This window comes from Vibrio rotiferianus CAIM 577 = LMG 21460, assembly GCF_002741985.1.
GTDB classification, from domain to species: domain Bacteria; phylum Pseudomonadota; class Gammaproteobacteria; order Enterobacterales; family Vibrionaceae; genus Vibrio; species Vibrio rotiferianus.
The window spans coordinates 171,978-191,676 of sequence record NZ_APHW01000104.1; the positions used below are offsets into that span (position 1 = coordinate 171,978).

Genomic DNA, 19,699 nt, shown 5'->3' on the forward strand with positions numbered 1-19,699 from the left:
GATAAACATCATCTCTATACCTGTCTCGAATACTTAGATAGATTATTGATGAGTAGCAACTTGAGTCAATTACAATCAAAGGCCAATCACAGCTAGATTGGCCTCTTTAATGGACTTAGTTTTTACGTTTTAGTTTGATTTTACCACTCGGAAACCAAAGTGATCATTACCCGTATTAGGTTTTGCAGCATGATTCCAGCCGAATCTCATTGTCTGTGGGAAATAATTGAATGAGCCACCTATCAAGCCCTTGAGATAGACACCTTCTGATTGTGCGAAGGTCATCGAATCATCGATAAAGAAGTCTTCAGTTTTTTTACCTTGAGAGAATACATCATAGCCGTCGTACCAGTCGTTGACCCACTCCCATACATTGCCACCCATGTTGTACACACCAAATGGGTTTGCTTCTTTGGATTTCGCAGGCTGAACATGTCCTTTGTGGATATGAAGTGGGGCGTCTTGATTAATCCAGGCTATGCCGTCATCGTGAAGTACCATTTGAGGTTGCGTAGGTGTAACTTGCTCCTCCTGAGGCTGCCTCTCTCCATTGAGCTAAACTTGGGATTGCGTATCCGTAATAGTCAGCAAAAGCTTTGGCACCATAAAAAGTGATAAAGTTAGCAGGCCAACTTACGATTTCTTCTAGTGTAGGAAGCTCGCCATCTGTATCTCCCTCGCCGAAGAAGCCAGACGAATTTCCGCTTAATTCGAACCAATCAGTGATTGAGTCAACGACGTTCGGATATTGGTTTGGGTCGAAATATTTTTGCCAATCTACCTCTTTGGGATCCTCGAGTTCAAACTGTTGTATGGTTTCATTGAACTGAATGAAGTTCATATTTAGTGGATTTTCCATTTCGTCTGAACTAAAAATACCATCACTGTTATGATCTTTAACGACTCGTGAGCCCCCTAGCTCCGTCATTTTTATGCCGTTAGTATCGTATACGACTTGAGTATTGGCATCATAAGTAATTAATCCGTCAGAGTAAGCGGAGTTAAGAAAGTTCACGTAGTCCGAGTAGGTAACTTCTGTTGAAGATATTTGAAACTCAGCCAGTTTGCCATTACTCGGTATGGTTACGAATGCTATTTCTGTCGTTGGCAAATCTGCCACTGGAGTGTCACTAGAAGTATTGTTTGATGTCGATGAAGTATTACAGCCCATCATCGAGATACTACTAATTAATAACACAGCAGCGTTATTTACTTTCATTGTTTGTTCCATTGGTTGGTGAAATGAACAAACAACGTATAACTTCGAGAGTGAATACTTTGTAGAAAGCGTTTTAAATTGACGTATCTTTACTTTGTTTTACAAACATAACGCTAATTGAAAATAACGGAAAGGGTCAACGACGGTTGGCCCTTTTTTACTACTACTTGTCGTAAAAGTGTTTATTTAGTTCTAACGCAGTGTCGATGGTTTTCAAACCGATATTCACCTGTTTGATTGGTATCGTTGTGATTGATTTGTTTTTTCCTGCGTTTGTCGCCGACATGCCCGGAAGTTCGAAGAAGCGAGATTTATCCTCTTCTTGTCGAAGGGCCTTGTCCACGGTAACCAGTGCGTCCGGGTTAGCGATTATTACCGACTCTGGGTTTACAGGTTTTGTACCCTCAAAGTTGAAACTATTTTTAATTTGAGCAAGTGAAAATAGATGATCAACCGTAGTGTTTGCTCCCATCATTAGCAAGCTTGCTCGGCCATATAAAAAGGCGGCTTTAACTTGTTCTTTCTCCGGAATGCGTTTGAGCTTTGCTTTTTTCTCGGTAAGTTCATGAATAAGCGCTTTGCCTTCTGCTGTTTTACCATAGTGCACAGAGATAACTTTAATTTGTTCGAAAAGATCATCGAGTGTTAGGGCTTGTTTCAAAACTAATACATCAATATTTGCAGCTTCCAATTTGCTGATAAGGGTTGGATTAGGAAATCTATCATCAGAGATATAGCTAGTAGGGTGATATGAAAAGACACCTTCCATTGAGACATTACTAGGGTGTCCTAAAGTCGCGATTTTCTCCGCTTCAGGTGGAACTGTGCTTGTTTTGTCTGCGGCGACAACCTGTTCATCTAAATCAAGAGCAAATAGTATTTCGGTAATGTTGCTGCCGACAGAGACGATTTTATGTGCGGCTGATGCATTGAATGAAGTCGCTAGAATTAGCGCCGATAATATTAATTTTTTCATAGTAATACTTTGTATAAAGCCCCCAAGAGGGGGCGTGATGATTAGAATTGGTAAGCGATATTAAGATTAATGCTTCTACCTTCTTCGTAGTACTCTGCTTTCGTATCGGCACGGCTGTCATTTTTCAGCGCGTAAGCTTCATCGAGCAGGTTAGTGACAGAGGCAGTCAGAGTTAAATCAGACAGTTGCTGTGGAACATACTCTGCGTATAGATCGACAGTTGTCCAACTTGGAACACTGTCTTGTTTGTCTTTTTCAATCGGTTCCAAAACGCCACCAGTTGAGACACTTGCTGTCGGAACTCGGTACAGTTTAAATGCGTGCGTTATCGCGGTACCTAACATCCATTCATTGCTGACATTGTGATCAAAGGTGGCAACAAGCTTATCGGCGGGCATATCTGATAGGTATAAATCCGTTGTTTGATCTTTACCGATAGTCATGGAATAACTTAATGTAGCTACCCATTGTCCTCTTTGATATTCACCTATTAATTCACCACCGGTGAGTCGTACATCATCTCGGTTTACCTTGACACCATCTTTATAAGCAGGGTCACTATAGTCGGTTCCAATGTAGTCTTTGATGTCGTTTTGGAAAATATTCGCTTTCAATTTCAAAACATCTGAGTGAGAGAGAATGTTATCTACGAGGTAAATACCGCCAATCTCTTTGTTTTGTGAGCGTTCAGATTTCAAGTTCGGATTTGGTTTGAAACCACGACCAGAGGTAAATAGCTGACTGAGACGCGGCGGTGTTAATGCCTCATCAAAGGCAGCGAAAACACTGAATTGTTCAAAGATTTTATACTCGGCTCTTAGACCAAATGACCATTGGTCTTCTGTTCTACCTTCACGAAGAATAGGATCACCGTTTAGGATGGCGTTAGATGATTCAACGTAAAACTGGTCATAACGTAACTTAGGCGAAATTTCTAAGCCGTTGTCAAAATAGAATTGGCTGTTTAGCCATACGCCAAATAGGTTTGATTTAGCAGAAGGCTCATTTGTTGCCGATTCATCAATCCACTGGTCGTTTTCATATGTCCGTACATTACCTTTGTGGGTTGTAAAGTGTGCCGAGGCGCCATAGTGCAGGACTAGCTCACTCCAACTTAGATCTGAAGACGAGTTGTTACTGACGGATAAACCATACGAATCATCGGTGATATCTTGAACATCGGTAAGCTGCGACTCAGAGGCATCGCTGTACTCATTGGTCAGTGTATCAACATTATTCATGTAGATATTTGCGGTAATGTCTAACCAAGGGTTGTTAGGAAATGCATTTGTGTAAACCATGCTAGCGCTGGTGTAGTCACGAGTGTTGAGTCCAAAATCTTGTCTTACCTGATTCCACGAGGACTCATCAAAGTAGTAGTTGATTGCGAGTCGCTCGCTATCAGAAAAGTCGTAGCCTCCGTTGAATAGGTACGAGGTTTGCGCGGCCTCGTTTTTGTAGTAACTGTCTGAACCATCAGCTTGATAACCACCGCCAATCCTGTATGGATCTTGTTGATTATCAGATACGGCGAGTAGCCAGTCAAAACCGTTCGATTCAGAAAATACACTAGCAGTAATACTTTGTCGGTTGCTGTTCGTTCGGTAGCCCGTTTTTAGAAGAGCGCCAAAATCGTCACCACTCTTCAAAAGTGTATCTGCATCGATAAATGACGCCTTTATCGCACCAGCTGCGGCGCCAGAAGAGGTGCCGTTGATGACTTCTAAAGACGATAAAAGTTCTGGGTTTACTGCAAGGGTACCTTTTTTACTATGCGAGTATGTTTGGCGTGCACCGTCTACCTCAACATATGTGTGCTCAGGGCCTAAGCCTCGGATGCTAATGTTGCGCACCATTGGATTCGGTCCACCTTCGACCCAAACATTTGGTGAACTTTTGAGGACATCGACAAGGCTGATAGACGACTTTACTTGCAGCTCTTCTCTGTTGATTGTTTCGCCGGATTGGGTGGAGTCTTCTAGCTCTGATACCGGAGAACCAAGCACCGTCACGGTATTCAACTGGTAGACATCATGGTTATGGTTCTCATGGGCATGTACTGAACTAATTGTACCAAACAGCACCAAACTGACCTGAGAGGCAAGCAACGAAGGTTTTATCTTTTTACTCCTTTAATGAAAAGCATTCGTATTATCATTTGCTGGTGTGGAAAATTTGTAAAAAATTTAACGAATGATGTCTCGACATTTTTTCTACAAAATTATCTGTATGCTCCGTTCCCCTTTTTATAAATGTAAAATCAGAAAGATAACGATGGCTCAGTCAACAAAACAAATCTGGATAACCGCTTTATTGTGTTCATTTACCATGGCGTTAATCATGTCAGGGATAATATCTGCAGCAAAACTTGGGTTTACTTATGAATGGTTAACATCGTGGCCGATTAGTTTTCTATTCGCATGGCCTTGTGCATTATTACTAAATTTAACCTTATTACCTAAGATTAGGTCATGGGTAGTAAATAACTTTTAATATAATAAATATAGACTGTAGTAACACAACTAATAATAAGTGAATCATGGACCTACACAACATACTAGGTATTACTCTTTATTGCATATTGTTCATTATGATTATGACAATTTTTTATTTTGCCAAAAATAACGTAAAATTCAGAAATGATTATGATCTAGCGCTAAAAAGATTGAAGAAAGAAGTTACAATTAAAAATAATCACATATATACAACGCTTGGCCTTCCAAATCTTAACTACCTGTTAAGTAAAAAGAAAAAATTCTCAGATGGTCATAAGGTCACTTATTACAGTTTAAACGTTGTTTGTGTTGGGCGTTCTTCCGACTATTATAATTACTTTGATGAACAATCTGCCAAAAAAATTAAGCATGAACTACACACAAAGCTAACTATGACATTTCCGAATACATTAATATGCTTATTCGAAGAAAAGCACATTGTAATCCTTAAATGTTCCTGTGAGCCTATCAAGCAAAAAGAGCTTATAGATTTTCAACAGAAATTATCAGAAACGCTAGCTTTATATATTGAGGTTAGTACTAAAAAATTGCCAGTCCAATATGCCATCACGACGCTCAACTATTCGAGCAGAATGCCGTTCTCAGAAGAGGGTAAGTTGTTGAGAAGAGTTACATTTGGTTTACAAACTGCCATTAAGTCAGAATCTGGGATTTATACGTTTTCTGAAACGCATTACCAATCATTTTTGAGAAAAAGAAATATATTAGAAAAGCTAGTCACAGATATAAAACAAGGGTCAAGCCAATTCTCACTTAGAGAGCAACCTATTTTTAGTAGTATGAACACTAATGTACCCTATATGTCCGAACTGCTAATTTCGTGGAATAGGAAAGGGGCACCTGGCCCTAGTATTTTTATGCCAATGCTAGAGAGTGAGCCTCATCTTCATTTTGAAATGACGAAATTAGTCATTTCAAAATCAGTTAAATACATAACGTCAAAAAAGCCATTGGTTTTTTATTCAATTAATATATCTCCAACTGACTTATCAAGAACCGATTTCGTTAAATACTTTTATGATATAACGAGTGATTGTTCATGGGTGAGGGAATTAATTATATTTGAAGTGACAGAGGGTGAAAGGTTAACTCTAGATAATCAGGCTTTGGATAATATCAATCAACTAAAATCTTTGGGTTGTAAGCTGGCCATTGATGATTTTGGCTCTGGTTATGCCAATTTTGAGTTACTAGCTGGTGACCTGTTTTCGATAGTAAAGTTAGATAAAAAATTCTTATCAGATTCATCATTACTGAATATTGGTTATCACGTTATAAAAGCATTGACTCGAATTGTTGAAGATAAAGATATGAAGTTGGTGATAGAGGGAATTGATAATATGGATAAGATTAAATATTTGAAACCAAATTATCGTATTTATTACCAGGGGTTTGCGTTGGGAGGCGGTAAGTTTGTCTCATAAACATAATACGGAGCTCATCTGTATGGATGAGCGCAAAGTTTGTCAAGCAGTGGTTTAGATGTATTCTCGTGTAGGTTCTATTGGTCATCACTTTAAGGACCGTAGAACAATGCATAGGAGTGTTATATCGACACCATCACGAATCAATAAGGAGGTGAGCACGAAACCTCCTTGTTTCATGTTTGCTTAGCTACTGGCTCGAATATAACGAAACGCCATTTAGGCTTTGTGCGAGCTTAGTACCAAATGTTTGATAAATCTTAATGGCTAAGGTTGAATCGGTGGTTTCACCAACAGCTAAGCGCAGTGCGTCATGAATCGCTTGTTTATCGTCAGGGTAGAATTTTAAGAGACTTTCTGAGCACTTATCTAGATCCGTGTACCAGCTGTCGTCTTCATGTGCGATGAGATAATAAGCTGTTCGTAATATCTTCTTTGCGATCGATTTACTTTTGATCGCTTCCGTCAAACTTTGATTATCTTTAATAGCGATGATGAAAGCTGCCAGATCATGATTGAGTTCGTGTGCAATTTTGATATTTGGCTTATGTTTGCAAAAGCCTACAGACAGGTCTTCTCCCCAAATGCAGCAGCAACAATGCTTTAACCAAAACTGCCATCGATATTTTTCTCTCGGGTTAAGAACTTCTTCAACATGGCCTGGGTCAAAGTCAATCTTACTGACGATAGGGAATTGCAGCTGAAGATCGAGAGACAGATGGGCAAGGTACTTGGTATCTACGTCGTTGATTGGTTCATTAAATACCAAAGACAGATCCAAGTCTGATAGAAAAGGTATAGCGCTGCCTTTTGCTATACTGCCATACAAGTAAACGCTATGAAGCGTGCCGGTAAGGCTTGATTGCAATGATTGCAGGGCTGTTTCAATGAGGTGAGTAAACTCAGGTTGAATACAATCTTGTGAGCACGGGTTGATGATGTAGCCTTGATGATCTAATCCGTTATTTTTCAAATATCCACCTCCATATGCGGCCGCGCGCTTGTTCGTTATGGGTTTAAACTATCTTTTATTTCGCCAGTAAGTTACGAGAAAGGCGATAGCCGATAGCAATAGGAAAAACCAAGAAAGAGGTATGAAGCCAAAAGCCTCAACTAGAAAACCGTTTTCATCTATATAAGACGGAGCAGAACGGTAGAGTACAGCACATAATCCGCTAATTAGAACAAAGGTGATACTTAACCAATAGTTTTTTAGATAGTGCATTCTTCACCTTACTTCAATTTTACGACTAGTCTAATTAGATGGTACCTAAACTATCAAATCTATTTGAAGGCGTCGAAATTAAAAATGCACACTAAAAGTGAAATGTTAATTATCGTTATTGAATTTTTTATCAATTGTCGTGAGCAAGGTTGGATTTTTAGTGCGCCGTGATTTCTATCATGTTAAAAAGTGCAAGAATGGAAAAACAAAAAACAATAATGGGTAAACACACGATGAAAGTGAAAGGTTTCACGTTAATTGAGCTTGTTGTCGTCATCGTAGTTCTTGGCATTCTTGCTGTGGTCGCTGCTCCACGGTTTTTAGGTGTTACTACAGACGCACATGTCGCTTCAGTCCAAAGAAGCGGTGCATCTTTTAAAACGGCCATTAGCCTTGCACACTCTAAAGCGATGGCTATGAATGGCGGTGGTCCTGCGGATAATCTTCAAATCTACGGTGATGGGCCTGAAGACCAGCTAGATATCAACCAGTGGGGGTTTCCTGCTCAGCAATACCCTCCTTATGAGGAGTTTCCAACGTTAAATAATAGTGCGGACTGTATTTCAGTATGGAATGTTCTATTTGTTGAACCACCATCTATTTCGACATCCAACGACGTAAATCAGTCAGAATATCAGGCAAATTATATTAACCCTGGCCAATGTCGTTATAACTATAATCCGCTGCCAGAGTTATCTATCTTTTATAACTCGCAAACGGGCGATGTCATTATTGATGACGACCCGGATTCATAACTAATAAATTATAAAGAGCCGCATTATGCGGCTCTTTTTCTATCGTTAATCATAACCGCTTAATCACAAAACTTTACTCTAATTAGCGATGTAATACTCTGTCGTGAAATGGCAATTATATCTTCGGGCAGCTCGATATGATGCACCTGTATTGAGACAACTGACTCGGAGATAGAAACCATGAGTATCGTAATTAAAAATGCAAACGTGTTTAACGGTGTGGATGAGCAACTTCTGAAGAACGTGGACCTTCTGATTGAAAACAACTTAATCACACAAATCGGGAAAGTGGATGACTCGAAGGCAGAGAAAATCATTGATGCCGAAGGCAAAACGGTCATGCCAGGTCTGATTGATGCACACGTACACATCACGTTATCTGCACCTTTTAACGTAATTGATACGATGACTCGTGAAGAAGTGGCGATTCGCTCAGCAAAGATCTCTGAAGAAATGCTAATGCGTGGTTTTACTACGATTCGAGATGTTGCTGGTAACACCCTTGGTTTGAAGAAAAGCATCGATAATGGCTATGCAAAAGGTCCTCGCATTCTGCCATCAATGGCGGCAATTTCTCAAACTAGTGGTCATTCAGATTACCGTCAAAATCAAGCTCAAGAACGTTTAGCAAACGGGCATGAAGATTCGCCAATGATGAAGTTAGGGGCGATGAAAGTAGCTGATGGCCGAGCGGAGGTGCTCAAAGCGGTTCGTGAACAACTATTCATGGGTGCATCTCAGATCAAAATCATGGCTGGCGGCGGCGCATCTTCAACGTTTGATCCACTAGACACGCTGCAATACACACTGGATGAAATGAAAGCCGCTGTTGAAGCTGCTAGTGATTACGGTACGTATGTCGCTGCTCATATTCATACCGCAGATGCAATGCGAAGAGCGGCAGAGGCGGGGGTGATGTCCTTCGAGCATGCAACTATCATGGATGACGACATCGCTCAAACGATTAAAGAGAAAGGTATTTGGGTTATTCCATCTTACTTTACTTCATCTTTAATTGCAGAGCGTAAGATTCCGCTACCAAACGAAGAGACTTATCGCAAAACTGAGCGAGTAGGCAAAGCAATGTTTAAATCTGCAGAGCTTATCAAAAAGTACGATATTCAAAACCTAGCATTTGGTACCGACTGTGTAGGTGAAACCAACGTTCATGCAACGCAATTGAATGAGCTTGGTGCGATTGAAAAAACGTTCGATACCATTACAGCGCTTCGCATGGCAACGTCGAACTGTGGACGCCTATTTGAAATGTCGACATACCAACACCCGTACCAAGAAGGAAAACTGGGACAAATCGTCGAGGGTGCTTATGCAGACTTGTTGATCATCGATGGTAACCCCCTTGATGGCGTTGAGTGTGTCGCAAATACAGAGACACAGAAGCTAATTATGAAAGATGGTGTTGTATACAAAAACACTCTATAAATAAGTTACTTTCTACACTAGCGGCGCTCATTGAGTGCCGTTTTTTTATGTGTAAAAAAGCCGGCAAGCTTAATTTGTGCTTGTCGTGATGTGGCAATTAATCTCGGCTGCAGGCGGTATATTGAAGATAATTTCCGACAACAGAGAGAAACATTATGTCTCATCATTTCAAAGACTACCGCCCTTTACTAGAACGTTCACTAGAACATGCGACCGCTTACCTAGAGTCACTAGGCGAGCGTCCTGTTGATAAAGAAACCACATCTCAGCAGCTAAGAGAGTTGATTGGAGGTGATTTACCGAGTGGTGCGAGTGAGCCAGGAAAAGTCATTGATGATATGGTGAATGCACTGGATGCAGGCCTAGTAGCGTCAGGTGGACCCCGTTTCTTTGGTTACGCAATTGGCGGTACATTTCCAGCGTCTTTAGCGGCTGATTGGTTAGTCAGTGCATGGGATCAGAATGTCCCTTACTATGTTTCTAGCCCTGCGATGGCAGTCGCTGAAGAAACCGCGGCAGAGTGGATGGTAGAGTTGCTTGGTCTCACTCCAGGATCGGCCGTTGGCTTTACGTCAGGAGCACAAGAGGCGATCTACACATCTCTCATTACTGCACGCAACTCGCTGCTTGCTAAAGCCGATTGGGATGTGGCGACAAAAGGCTTGTATGGTGCACCGCGTATTAATGTAGTGGTGAGTGACCAAATCCATTCAACTATCAAGCGAGCGCTTTCTATGATTGGCCTAGGCGTAGATTGCATTCACAAAGTACCGACGGACAACAATCTGCGTTTGATTCCATCAGAACTGAACCGAGTTCTGTCTGATTGCAATGGACCTACGCTAGTTTGTGCTCAGGCTGGTTGTATCGACTCCGGTGCCTTTGACCCATTTGATGAAATTGCAGATGCGGTCGCAGCGCATGAAAACGCGTGGTTGCATGTTGATGGTGCGATTGGCCTTTGGGCTGCAGCGAGCGACAGCCAGAAACACCTATTGAAAGGCATTGAGCGAGCGGACTCGATTGATACTGATGGTCATAAATGGTTTAACATGCCTTACGATTGCGGCATGGTAATTGTCAAAGACCCTAGCAAAATTACGAGCGCGATGGGTGGCAGTAATATGGGTGATTACTTGAATGATGCCATGGAGAAACCGGACCGAAATGCGATCAACTTTGGCATCGCGGCATCACGACGTGCACGAGGCTTACCTGTGTATGCTGCATTCAAGTCATTGGGTAAAGAGGGTATTGTTGCCCATCTAGACAATTGTGTCACGTTAGCAAAGCGTATGGCAGATAAGTTAGCGCAAGTAGAAGGGGTTACCATCCTTAATGATGTGGTGTCTAACCGATTCTCTGCGCAGTTTGGCATTGGTGATGATGAATATCGTAATGAACTTACTGATCGTGTCGTACATCGGTTGCAGCAAGAGGGATTCTTATACCCATCAACATCAGGTTATAAAGGTCTAAAAACCATGTTGTTCTCGGTGCTCAACTATCACACCTCAGAACAAGATATTGATCAATCAGCAGAAAAGATCATTCAAGCCTATAAGGCAGAACTGGCACTGATGTAGTTTCTATTTTAGAACCCTGCCTTTTAAAAACCGCACTTTGTTAAGTGCGGTTTTTGTTTTAACGATTCATGTATGGAAGTCACTTAATCCTTTCATTCCTGGGCATGTGAAAGTCCGTTTTTGTAGCTGACAGACTTAAGCTCACTTGAGGTAGAGAGTAGGCTCGAAACTCGTGTAAGGGAGTTTGGGTGCCTTATTTAGTAAGGCTTCGGTTTAGTGCATGCACTGTTGCGGTAGAAATGGTTACTTGAAACGCCTTGGGGCAAATCTCTAGAAAAAAGCCACCACTAAACAGTGATGGCTTTGTAGTAATTTGGTGTTACTAGTATTTCACAAACAACATTTTTCGTAGGCTATTGCAGCGAGACTTATCCAACGGGTCACCTAGGTAATCTCCGTCTTCAGCGGCTTTCTTCATTACCAGCGCTCTTGCGCGGTCACCACTATCAAGATCTTGATACTCTTCCAAGGTCTTTAGCTTGAGCAAGCGGTATTTTGATTTGTCTTTGCTAGATGCAATGTGATCGTAGCAGTAACTCATCGCACCTGCATTAGCACCAATCTTACTAGCGTCTGTAATCGCGTAAGCATTAAAGCCAATTGTGCTCGTCAATAAAATCAAAAGGGCATTGCGTGCTTTCATTTCTCTTTCCTAATTCAAACAAGTTGATAAGTAAGATAAAGGGGAATGTCTTATAAAAATTGCCATTTAGCGACAGTGGCAAACCTCAAAGAGAAACCGAGTGTGTGGTACAGAAAGTGTACGAGTGAACCTGAAGATCAAATAAATGACACTAATTCGGGTTAATACCTATACAGCTACAATGGACTACGTGAATTGTCTATTTTTCACAACTCTCAAAAGGGGTGAAGTGCTCTCGGATGATAAACTTGATTCAAAGCTCTAATTTAAGAGCCGCACCTCGCGGCTCCTTTTATTGCCGAAGCATTGTTAATTATCTAGGTTTACGAGTGGTTTGTTGATCAGTTCCACTTTTTGACCCTGTTGGATTTTAGCGACTTCAGTGAGTGCTTGTTTGACTTCATTTTGGTTTCTAAGTACTGAATAAGTTAGATCAAAGTGTTTGCTTTCACCTGCTCGTATGGTCGGAACTAAGCCTAATGGGCGTTGGTACTTCGTGTTGTAGGCGTAACTGGTTCCGGGCTCAATGCCAGTCACATAACCCTGTTTGTATGTATCGGTATTTTTCCATAGTGTCAGCACAGGCAGTTGCTCTACGTTATAACTGAGCGCCACACCTTTATCGCTTTTTTTGTTGTGAAGCACCGCTAAACTTTGTCCGGAATCGTCACCTATTGGCTTCAAGTTAAAAACCATTTCATCATAGCTTTTTGTTGGTCCTTGATAGGTTTGCCAACTATCTAAGCCCGCCTTTGCATAGTTGTTGAATGGAGAGACTTCCTTGACTGCTGCGGAAAACTTCGCCCCTTTTTCAAGAATAGGTCTACCAAAGTTAGAGTGGTAAATAATCTGGTACTCGTCATCGTAGTCAGACATGTTGGTTAACTTATCGTGTAGAGAGAATGAGTTGCTACCTGGCAGTATTGATAACTCTGTATGAGTCACCAGTTCTGCTTTTTTGAAAGTGCGTTCTGAAACGGTACCTTGCACCCTAATTCTGTGTGGGGGATTATCATCAATGATCACTTTTACTGTAGAAGCGGGTGTATTTTGGACTCGACCATGCAGGCTTAGAAGCTGACCGTTATCATCAACGCCCGGGTGACCTGTCCATTCATACCCACAACGTACAAGCATTTCATTGAATCCATCGAGCCAACCAAGACCATTGCGACTTTCCAGCTCGATGAATGCTGGGTTTACGATCTCTTTGACAGGTGAGTCCCAGCCAAGAATTCGCTCTCCATCCATTTTGACATCAAAGATGCCCATCCCACGAGTAGGGATAAGCGTAACTTCCAAAATGCCGTTGTCTATGACGAGAACATCAACACCAAATTGTTTTCCACCGTGCAAACGTTTTTTTTCAATGCTGAAGGGCAAGTCTGGATTAAAGCCGAGGGAGCGACTAGTCATTTTCCAATCTCCAACATCTTGATTTAAAGCAGAATTAGTTAGAACAAATTCTGCTGAAGAAACAGGTAGGGTAGTGAGTCCAAGTAGCATAGCGGTACAAGCGATGTACGAATTTTTCATCCTTTATTCCTTATTTATTTTTCAAATCTAAGTATTGCTGAATCGATTCAGCATTATTATATAAATTGCTCTATTTTTGAGCAAAGCAGGCTGGTATGAGTTGTGATCAATATGCTCATTAAAGGGGGTTTTAATGATCTTTTTGATTGCTGAATCAAATTCAGCAGAAATATCGGGCGGAGAAATGAATGTAGTTTTGCTGAAGCTCGCTCTTAGTTAACTAAATAGGATCTTCAAACAACTCGGAGGCACCTAGCTATTCCGGTTCGTTGTTTTCCTTGCTGTACTGAGCGATTTTAACGGACACGAAACGTTTACATTTTGGTGCTGAGGATTCGCTGAGGTGAAGTGGTATGCCATTCCTTGGTCAATTAACAAACTTAAAAATAAAATGTGTTGAAAATATTTGAGTTCATTGCATTTGTCTTTGTTTGTACTTTTGATAAGAACGGAGTTCTCATGACTCTTTGTATCTATAATTTGCGTTATAAATGTTCTAATTGTTGATTTTAATTGATTTTATGTTTCTGTTTTTACGTGTTAAATCTTCATAAATTCTACCTTTTCTCAAGTTTTAGTAATGATTGTTGTCGAAATAATTCGACTGTTTCTGTCATTTTTTCTAGATAATTAGTTTGAGTTCGAACTAAATTTAAGGCATTTTATATTTAACTAACCGTTCAATTAAAAATAACAAGGATGCAAAATGCCCAAGGTTGGGATGCCTGAAATCAGAAAACCGCAGCTAGTCAAAGCGACGATGTCGGTCATTGACAGAGTTGGTTTACACGCCGCGAGTATCTTGTTGATCAGCAAAGAAGCAGGGGTATCAACGGGGATCATTAATCACTATTTCGGTGGAAAGCACGGTCTGTTAGAAGAGACCATGCGTGAGATCCTGCGCCAGCTTTCTGCCACAATCAAAGAGAACCTAAGCCAACTACCGGCTGATGCGCATCATCAACGTATTAATGCCATCATCGACGGCAACTTTGTGGGTTTCCAAGCCGAGAACCAAGTGGCAAAAACTTGGTTGGCATTCTGGTCTTACTCCATGCATGACGCGCAACTCAAACGTCTGCAACGAGTGAATGAAAGACGTCTACTTTCTCACCTAAAAAAAGAATTAAAAGCGTTACTGGATCAAGACCAAGCAGAGCTAGTAGCGCATGGTATTGCGTCACTGATTGATGGCATTTGGCTGCGCGGAACGCTCAACCCGCAAGGCATCGATGCCGAGAAAGCACGCGTCATCATCAACGACTATCTCGATAAACAGCTCACGTTCTACTCAAAACTAAAATAAAGAGTCAAACCTTCAAATGGATATGAAAGCACACTACATCGATGGTGCCATGCACCTAGGATGCTCAGAAGAACACTTCATCACATATAATCCCGCCAATGGTGAACCGCTTGCGAATGTGAAGCAGGCTAACCAGCAAGATATGCAAGCGGCAATTGAATCTGCCAAGCGCGGCTTTGCGATTTGGTCTGCCATGACGGCAACAGAACGAAGTCGTATTTTGCTTAAAGCGGTGGCGCTACTTCGTGAAAGAAACGACGAATTGGCAGCACTAGAAGTTGCGGATACGGGCAAACCGATTCAAGAAGCGAATTGCGTAGACATTGCAACGGGCGCGGATGTGATCGAGTACTACGCAGGTCTTGCGCCTAGCATGCATGGCGAACAGCAACCGCTGAATGAATCCCAGTTTTTCTACACTCGCCGCGAACCTCTGGGTATTTGTGCGGGGATTGGGGCGTGGAACTACCCAATTCAAATCGCAATGTGGAAGTCTGCACCTGCGCTTGCTGCGGGTAATGCGATGATCTTTAAGCCATCAGAAGAAACCCCGTTAACCGCACTCAAACTGGCAGAAATCTACAGCGAAGCGGGATTACCAGATGGCGTGTTCAACGTCATTCAAGGTGATTACCGAGTAGGGCAGATGCTCACCGCACATCCAGACATCGCTAAAATCTCTTTCACGGGTGAATCCGGTACGGGCAAAGTGGTGATGGGTGACAGCGCGGCGACGCTGAAGCAAGTCACAATGGAGCTAGGCGGTAAGTCTCCAATGATCATTTTTGATGATGCCAAGTTAGACGACGCGGTTTCTGCTGCAATGGTTGCAAACTTCTACACCCAAGGTGAGGTCTGTACGCACGGTACTCGCGTGTTCGTTCATGAAGGTATTTATGATGAGTTTGTCGATCAACTTAAGAAGCGTACTGAGCTGCTGGTGGTTGGCGATCCGCTTGATGAGCAAACCCAAATCGGCGCGCTAATTTCCAAAGAACACGAATCAAAAGTCCTTTCCGCAATTGAACAAGCGAAAGCAAGCAACGCAACGCTGCTGACTGGAGGCTACAAAGTCACAGAAAACGGTTTGGCGAGCGGTAATTTTGTTGTACCAACGGTTTTCATTGAATGCGAAGACGACATGCCCCATGTGCAGCAAGAGATCTTTGGTCCCGTAATGTCAGTGCTTAAGTTCAGTGACGAAGACGAAGTGATTGCTCGTGCTAACAACACCGATTACGGACTTGCGGCCGGTGTGTTCACGCAAAACCTCTCTCGTGCACACCGCGTTATTCATCAAATCCAAGCAGGTATTTGTTGGATTAATACGTGGGGCGATTCCCCAGCCGAAATGCCAGTTGGCGGTTACAAACTGTCTGGCGTTGGACGTGAAAACGGCGTTGAAACCCTTAAGCATTACACCCAAACCAAGAGCGTGTTAGTGCATTTGGGTGATTTCGATAGCCCTTACGCCTAATCAGTCTGGAGGATTTGTAATGCAACAACACTACGATTACATCATCGTCGGTGCTGGCTCGGCAGGTTGTGTCTTGGCGGATCGTCTGAGTGAAAGCGGCCAACACCAAGTCTTACTGCTGGAAGCGGGAGGCTCAGACAAGAGCATCTTCATCCAAATGCCAACGGCGCTGTCTTACCCGATGAACACTGAAAAGTACGCATGGCAGTTCGAAACTGTAGCGGAAGATGGATTAGACGGACGCCAACTGCATTGTCCACGCGGCAAAGTTCTGGGCGGTAGCTCTTCGATCAACGGCATGGTTTATGTTCGTGGTCATGCTTGTGATTTTGACGAATGGGAAGCGGAAGGTGCAAAAGGCTGGAACTACCAAGCTTGTCTGCCGTACTTCCGTAAAGCGGAAACGTGGACAGGCGGCGCAGACGAATACCGTGGCGACAGCGGTCCGGTAGGGACATGCAACGGCAACGATATGAAGTTGAATCCACTTTACCAAGCGTTTATCGAAGCGGGTAAAGATGCAGGCTACCCAGAAACGCAAGACTACAACGGCTATCAGCAAGAGGGCTTCGGTCCTATGCATATGACGGTAGATAAAGGCGTGCGCGCTTCTACCTCTAACGCTTACTTAAGCCGTGCGAAAAAGCGCAGTAATTTCACCTTAATGAAAGGCGTAACGGCTCACCGTATCTTACTGGAAGGCAAGAAAGCAGTCGGCATTGAGTTTGAGCAATCTGGCAAAATCAAACAGTGCTTTGCCAACAAAGAGGTTGTGTCGAGCGCAGGTTCTATCGGCTCGGTACAACTGCTACAGCTCTCGGGTATTGGTCCCAAGTCTGTACTTGAGAAAGCAGGCATTGAAGTGAAACACGCACTCGAAGGTGTGGGGAAGAACTTGCAAGACCACCTTGAAGTGTACTTCCAGTATCACTGCAAACAGCCGATCACGCTCAACAGCAAGTTAGGTTTGATCAGCAAAGGTTTGATTGGTACGGAGTGGATTCTGACGCGCAAAGGTCTGGGCGCAACCAACCACTTTGAATCGTGTGCGTTCATACGTTCTCGTGAAGGATTGAAATCGCCAAACATTCAATATCACTTCCTACCAGCAGCGATGCGTTATGACGGTCGTGCTGCGTTTGACGGTCACGGGTTCCAAGTGCATGTTGGTCCAAACAAACCAGAGAGTCGCGGCAGTGTCGAAGTGGTTTCTGCCAACCCAAATGACAAACCAAAAATCGAGTTCAACTACATCTCGACGGAACAAGACAAGCAGGACTGGCGAGACTGTATTCGTCTAACGCGTGAGATCCTCAATCAACCAGCAATGGATGCGTTCCGCGGTGAAGAAATTCAGCCCGGTCTTAACATAACAAGCGACGAAGCGATTGATGAATGGGTGAAGCAAAACGTGGAAAGTGCTTACCACCCATCGTGTAGCTGCAAAATGGGCGCAGACGATGACCCAATGGCAGTTCTGAATGAAGCTTGCCAAGTGCGCGGCATTGAAGGCTTGCGCGTGGTGGATTCATCCATCTTCCCAACGATTCCGAATGGCAACTTAAACGCACCAACCATCATGGTTGCAGAGCGTGCCGCGGACGTGATCTTAGGGAACATACTCGAACAATCGAATAACACACCGGTTTGGATTGCTCCGAACTGGCAAGAGACGCAAAGAATGCGTCCGCCAAAAAGAGACTTAAGCTCAATCTCATAAAGTCAGTAATCATTACAAGGAATTTAAACATGTCTACGATGACAAAAATCTTTTCATCTATCGCGCTGAGTGCAGTAGCGACAAGTGCTTACGCTAACCAATGTGAAACTGTTCGATTTGCCGATGTAGGCTGGACAGACATTACTGCAACCACAGCTGTTACCTCTGAACTGCTCAAAGGCTTGGGTTACAAAACCAAGACCGATCTTTTATCTGTACCTGTGACGTACTCTTCAATGGCAAACGGCGACATTGACGTATTCCTAGGTAACTGGATGCCAACCATGGAAGGCGATATCGCCAAGTACCGTGAAGCTGGCACAGTGGAAACCGTTCGTGCAAACCTAGAAGGCGCGAAATACACTCTAGCCGTGCCAAAGTATGTGTACGACGCTGGCGTAAAAAGCTTTGCTGACTTGGCAAAACATGCCGACAAATTCAAAGACCGCATCTACGGCATCGAGCCGGGTAACGATGGCAATCGCCTTATCCAAGATATGATCGACAGCGATGCATTCGGCTTGAAAGACTTCAGCCTAGTGGAATCAAGCGAAGCGGGCATGGTGTCTCAAGTGTCTCGTGCTGTGCGTCGTAACCAATGGATCGTTTACCTAGGTTGGGCACCACACCCAATGAACAGCAATGTTGAGATGGAATACCTATCTGGCGGTGACGACTTCTTTGGACCTAACTACGGCGGTGCAAATGTTTACACCAACGTGCGTCAAGACTACCTATCTGAGTGTCAAAACGTGGGTCAACTGCTTAAGAATCTAGAGTTCAGTCTAGAGATGGAAAACCAGTTGATGGAAGCGATTCTAAACCAAAAACAAAAGCCAGCGAAAGCGGCACAAGAATGGTTGAATGCTAACCCACAACAATTTGAAGCGTGGCTAGAAGGCGTGAAGACGCTGGATGGTAAAGACGCAAAACAAGCGATTACTTCTTACCTAAAAACAAACGCTTAATCATTCCTCTCTTTAGGAAAAGGTGGGCAGCGACGCCCGCCTTTTAACACAAAGGTTTTATTGTGAATTTTATTACGGACAACAAACTTCCGTTGGGCGAATGGATGGAAACAGGCGTGGATTGGTTAACCATGAACGCGTCGGGTTTCTTTGATGCTATCTCTATTTTTCTCGAAACCATCATTCTATTCGTGGTGGATATTTTCAAATGGATGCCACCGGCAGCACCAATCATCATGACCGCAGCGATTGCGTGGTTCCTACACCGCAGCATTCCTTTAGTCGTGTTTATCGTGCTGGCGTTGCTGACTATCCTTAACCTCGGCTACTGGCAAGAAATGCTGGAAACCTTTGTTCTCGTCTTCGCTGCGACAACGATTTCCGTATTAATTGGCGTGCCGCTTGGCATCATGGCGGCGCATCGCCCGTGGTTGTATACCTTATTGCGCCCGATACTCGATTTAATGCAGACCGTACCAACGTTTGTGTATCTGATCCCAACATTGGTACTGTTTGGTTTGGGCATCGTTCCGGGGCTGATTTCCACGATTATCTTTGCCATTGCAGCGCCAATTCGTCTGACTTACCTTGGCATCACCAAAGTGCCAGAGGAGTTGATTGAAGCGGGAAAAGCATTTGGTGCAAGCCGCATGAAATTGCTATTCAAAGTCGAACTCCCGGCGGCTCTGCCAAGCATTATGGCGGGTGTGACCCAGTGCATTATGTTGTCGCTTTCTATGGTGGTGATTGCTGCGCTAGTCGGTGCTGATGGTCTGGGTAAACCAGTCGTACGAGCACTGAACACCGTGAACATTTCTCAAGGCTTTGAAGCGGGTTTAGCGATTGTTTTGGTCGCGATTATTCTCGATCGCCTATGCAAAGCACCAAACCAAAAGGAGGCATAA

General features: G+C 43.2%; 16 protein-coding genes and 1 pseudogene. 10 read left to right on the forward strand and 7 right to left on the reverse strand.

The genetic code is table 11. The features are described from left to right. Positions 1–129 precede the first annotated feature (129 nt). The 3 genes and pseudogenes from B853_RS26925 to B853_RS20490 form a co-directional block, all read right to left on the reverse strand. Positions 130–1,231, reverse strand: a pseudogene (locus B853_RS26925) (formylglycine-generating enzyme family protein). A gap of 151 nt (positions 1,232–1,382) precedes the next feature. After that, complete coding sequence (locus B853_RS20485; RefSeq protein WP_038887283.1) at positions 1,383–2,195, reverse strand: heme/hemin ABC transporter substrate-binding protein; 813 nt, start codon at positions 2,193–2,195, stop codon at positions 1,383–1,385. A 41-nt stretch (positions 2,196–2,236) separates the two neighbouring features. After that, the gene (locus tag B853_RS20490; protein ID WP_050569014.1) at positions 2,237–4,303 is read right to left on the reverse strand and encodes a TonB-dependent receptor domain-containing protein; all 2,067 of its coding nucleotides are present in this window, start codon (positions 4,301–4,303) and stop codon (positions 2,237–2,239) included. Positions 4,304–4,469: 166 nt separating this feature from the next. Between B853_RS20490 and B853_RS20495 the strand changes: the two genes are divergently transcribed. Beyond that, positions 4,470–4,688 (forward strand): DUF2798 domain-containing protein, encoded by a 219-nt coding sequence (locus B853_RS20495; RefSeq protein ID WP_081641254.1) that lies wholly within the window; start codon positions 4,470–4,472, stop codon positions 4,686–4,688. A gap of 97 nt (positions 4,689–4,785) precedes the next feature. After that, positions 4,786–6,135, forward strand: a complete 1,350-nt coding sequence (locus B853_RS20500) for an EAL domain-containing protein (protein WP_152435592.1) — start codon at positions 4,786–4,788, stop codon at positions 6,133–6,135. 190 nt (positions 6,136–6,325) lie between these two features. Here B853_RS20500 and B853_RS20505 read toward each other — a convergent pair whose 3' ends face one another. Next, positions 6,326–7,108 carry a nucleotidyltransferase domain-containing protein gene (locus B853_RS20505; protein ID WP_038884385.1) on the reverse strand — a complete coding sequence of 261 codons (783 nt, stop codon included), beginning with the start codon at positions 7,106–7,108 and terminating at the stop codon, positions 6,326–6,328. A gap of 48 nt (positions 7,109–7,156) precedes the next feature. After that, positions 7,157–7,360, reverse strand: coding sequence for a DUF3955 domain-containing protein (locus B853_RS20510; protein ID WP_081641172.1), 204 nt, complete (start codon positions 7,358–7,360; stop codon positions 7,157–7,159). Between the two features lie 233 nt (positions 7,361–7,593). On the opposite strand from B853_RS20510, the gene B853_RS20515 reads away from it, so the two are divergent. The 3 genes from B853_RS20515 (at position 7,594) to B853_RS20525 (ending at position 11,144) form a co-directional block, all read left to right on the forward strand. Further along, positions 7,594–8,115 carry a prepilin-type N-terminal cleavage/methylation domain-containing protein gene (locus B853_RS20515; protein ID WP_170001040.1) on the forward strand — a complete coding sequence of 174 codons (522 nt, stop codon included), beginning with the start codon at positions 7,594–7,596 and terminating at the stop codon, positions 8,113–8,115. Between the two features lie 180 nt (positions 8,116–8,295). Further along, positions 8,296–9,558 carry a metal-dependent hydrolase family protein gene (locus B853_RS20520; protein WP_010451343.1) on the forward strand — a complete coding sequence of 421 codons (1,263 nt, stop codon included), beginning with the start codon at positions 8,296–8,298 and terminating at the stop codon, positions 9,556–9,558. A 155-nt stretch (positions 9,559–9,713) separates the two neighbouring features. Beyond that, positions 9,714–11,144, forward strand: a complete 1,431-nt coding sequence (locus B853_RS20525) for a pyridoxal phosphate-dependent decarboxylase family protein (RefSeq protein ID WP_038884388.1) — start codon at positions 9,714–9,716, stop codon at positions 11,142–11,144. Positions 11,145–11,466: 322 nt separating this feature from the next. Here B853_RS20525 and B853_RS20530 read toward each other — a convergent pair whose 3' ends face one another. Next, on the reverse strand, positions 11,467–11,787 hold the full coding sequence (locus B853_RS20530; RefSeq protein WP_010451345.1) for a hypothetical protein: 321 nt from the start codon (positions 11,785–11,787) through the stop codon (positions 11,467–11,469). 309 nt (positions 11,788–12,096) lie between these two features. Further along, positions 12,097–13,323, reverse strand: coding sequence for an aldose 1-epimerase family protein (locus B853_RS20535; RefSeq protein ID WP_128826998.1), 1,227 nt, complete (start codon positions 13,321–13,323; stop codon positions 12,097–12,099). 706 nt (positions 13,324–14,029) lie between these two features. Between B853_RS20535 and betI the strand changes: the two genes are divergently transcribed. The 5 genes from betI (at position 14,030) to choW (ending at position 19,699) form a co-directional block, all read left to right on the forward strand. Beyond that, positions 14,030–14,629 (forward strand): transcriptional regulator BetI, encoded by a 600-nt coding sequence (gene betI, locus B853_RS20540; RefSeq protein WP_038884389.1) that lies wholly within the window; start codon positions 14,030–14,032, stop codon positions 14,627–14,629. Positions 14,630–14,645: 16 nt separating this feature from the next. After that, positions 14,646–16,106, forward strand: coding sequence for a betaine-aldehyde dehydrogenase (betB, locus tag B853_RS20545; RefSeq protein WP_038884390.1), 1,461 nt, complete (start codon positions 14,646–14,648; stop codon positions 16,104–16,106). Positions 16,107–16,125: 19 nt separating this feature from the next. Beyond that, positions 16,126–17,826, forward strand: coding sequence for a choline dehydrogenase (betA, locus tag B853_RS20550; protein ID WP_038884391.1), 1,701 nt, complete (start codon positions 16,126–16,128; stop codon positions 17,824–17,826). Between the two features lie 29 nt (positions 17,827–17,855). Next, complete coding sequence (locus B853_RS20555; protein ID WP_038884392.1) at positions 17,856–18,794, forward strand: choline ABC transporter substrate-binding protein; 939 nt, start codon at positions 17,856–17,858, stop codon at positions 18,792–18,794. A gap of 62 nt (positions 18,795–18,856) precedes the next feature. Then, positions 18,857–19,699 (forward strand): choline ABC transporter permease subunit, encoded by an 843-nt coding sequence (choW, locus tag B853_RS20560; RefSeq protein ID WP_005425967.1) that lies wholly within the window; start codon positions 18,857–18,859, stop codon positions 19,697–19,699.